The sequence below is a fragment of the Veillonella parvula genome, from assembly GCF_018378075.1.
GTDB classification, from domain to species: domain Bacteria; phylum Bacillota; class Negativicutes; order Veillonellales; family Veillonellaceae; genus Veillonella; species Veillonella parvula_K.
In genome coordinates, this window is sequence record NZ_JAGZYE010000021.1 from 1 (window position 1) to 2730 (window position 2730).

Below are 2730 nucleotides of genomic sequence, written 5' to 3' on the forward strand. Positions count from 1 at the left end.
ACCTGTTGTACCATTTGCACCAACTTGACCAGCCGCAGTTACCACAAGGTTACCAGTCTTCACATCTACATTGTATGTTTTTACACCACCAGTAGTGGAATCAGTTACAGTAGCAAGACCCGTGCCAGTGACCTTAACCGCATCTTGTGCAGATGTAGTTGCCAAGTTTTTGATCACTGTTTCACCAGCAGTAGACAAGTTAGACAAGTCTTTATCGGCAGATTTTTCTGCAGCCGTTACAGCAGCTGTCAACTTAGCAGTTGGCGCAATCGTTACATCATCACCTGTAGCAGATGTTGTAATGAGTGCATTTGCACCTGTATCACCTTTAATGTTGAATTTAATGCCACCCGTTGTGCTTAATTTCTTAGCGTTAGTAGTACCGGAATCACTACCTAAGGATACTTTGTTATCCCCTAATGTGCTGATGGAATCAGTAGCTGCCTTCACAGCATCATCCATTTGTTTCTTATTAACCGCAGCATCATCAGTGGTTGCTTTGCCAACGTTCTTAATTTGTGTATTACCAGCATCGATACCAGAGCCACCAAGAGTAACGGTATGAGTACCATCTGTAGCAGTAACACCAGATGGAGCAACAGTTGTTGTATTCGTACCATCAGTGGTTGTTACCCCGCCTTTAGTGATAGTCGTTGTGTTACCAGCACCATCCGTAATTGTGGAGGAACCACCTGTTACAGTTTGTGTATTACCAGCTGCATCGGTGTACGTAGCAGAGGTTAAACCAGTTAAGACTTTAGCAAGTTTAATATTCAATGTACCAGTTGTTGTATCACCTACCACTGCGATGTTACCAGATGTAAGATCAGTTGCCGTTGTACTTGCGCCGCCTTTGATGTTAAGTTGTTCACCATGTTTACGGCTAATTACAGTTGCATCATCACCAGCAAAATCATGTTTAGCATCATCTAACGCTTGTTTTGTCTTATCGATAGCAGAATTTACTACAGATGCTACATCTTGCGTAGTAGCTACACCATTTTTACCAGCTGTTGTACCTTGTGTAGAACCAGCAGCGCCCACTCAAGTTGTTATCGCCAGCGGCTAATTTACCATTAGCTACAGAACCAGCTTCTACCTTTTCAATGGATAACGCACCACCAGCAGCAGATAATACAGCGGCATCTAATTGGCCTTTGTTAACTGCAGCATCGGCGGACGTAGCATTAGCAACGCCTTTAATTTCCTTACCACCTGCATTGATACCAGTATTCTTATCAAGAACAATGCCACCTACAGTCACTTTATCAAAAGATACGTTCTTAGCAGTGCCGATTGTAATGGATCGACCTGTATTCGTAATAGCGATATTATCGCCATTGATGAAGTTCACAGTTTCGCCACCAGCTACAGCCGTTGTACCAGAACCATTGGTTTCTACATTCCAAGAAGCAGCGGATTTAGCAAGGTTTTTAATGTACGTATCGCCTGCAGTAGACAAGTTAGACAAGTCTTTATTTGCTGCATTTTCAGCTGCAGTTACAGCAGCTGTCAATTTAGCAGTTGGCGCAACGGTTACATCATCGCCTGTAGCAGATGTTGTAATGAGTGCATTAGCACCTGTTTCACCTTTAATGTTGAATTTAATGCCACCAGTTGTGCTCAATTTCTTAGCTGTTGTAGAGCCAGATTCACTACCTAAGGAAACAGTATTATCTGTTGCACCTTTTAATGCATCATCCATTTGTTTCTTATTCACAGCAGCATCATCGGTAGTGCCATTAGCAACATTCTTAATTTCTTTGTTACCAGCACTAATACCACTAGTAGTTACAGAAATTGGTGTTGCGCCTGTACCAGCAGGTGTTACTGTTACACCTGTAGGTGCTGTTGTCGTTGTGTTACCTACTGCATCCGTTGTTGTGACGCCACCTTTAGATACAACAGTAGAATTACCGGCTGCATCAGAAATTGTAGAGGAACCACCTGTTACAGTTTGTGTATTACCAGATGCATCTGTGTATGTGGCAGATGTTAAACCAGTTAACGCTTTAGCAAGACGGACATTTAATGTACCCGCACCATCAGATACAACGCCGATATTACCTGTTGTCAAATCAGCAGGGGTTGTTACGCCACCTTTAATGGATAAGACTTCACCGTGTTTACGAACAGATGTTGTACCAGTATCCCCATCAAATTTGTGTTCTGCATCGGCTAATGCTTGTTTTGTTTTATCGATAGCACTATTTACTACAGATGCCACATCTTGCGTAGTAGCTACGCCATTTTTACCAGCTGTTGTACCTTGTGTAGAACCTGCAGCGCCCACTTTACCAGTAGTATCATCAATAACAAGTTTGCCTTCTTCTACATTAACTGTGTATGTTTTAACACCAGCTGCTGTAGCATCGCTAACAGTAGCAAGACCTGTACCAGCCACTTTTACAGCATCTTGTGCTGCTGTTTGTGCTACCGCTTTAACAGCATTTTCAGAAACAGCAACTTCGTATGTTTCACCCTTAGGTGTACCAGTTTGACCTGTTACATTGTCATAGAAATAGGGGTTGCACCAGTTGCACTAGGTGTAATTGTTACACCGCCACCATTAATAACAGTGGAATCACCACCAGCATTAGTGAAGGATGCAGATGTTAAACCACTCAATACTTTAGCAAGACGGACGTTCAATGTACCAGCGCCATCGGATACAACGCCGATATTGCCTGTTGTCAAATCAGCAGGGGTTGTTACGCCACCTTTGATGGA

Annotated in this window: 2 protein-coding genes and 1 pseudogene; all 3 read right to left on the minus strand. The window is 42.9% G+C overall.

The window, feature by feature from the left end; genetic code table 11:
• A pseudogene (locus KH286_RS09505) lies at positions 1 to 1044 on the minus strand (hypothetical protein); the annotation flags it as partial.
• Positions 1004 to 2404 (minus strand): hypothetical protein, encoded by a 1401-nt coding sequence (locus KH286_RS09510; RefSeq protein ID WP_278617866.1) that lies wholly within the window; start codon positions 2402 to 2404, stop codon positions 1004 to 1006. The pseudogene KH286_RS09505 and the gene KH286_RS09510, both read right to left, overlap by 41 nt.
• A 101-nt stretch (positions 2405 to 2505) precedes the next feature.
• A partial coding sequence (locus KH286_RS09515) for a hypothetical protein (RefSeq protein ID WP_278617867.1) occupies positions 2506 to 2730 on the minus strand: 225 nt, incomplete at its 5' end.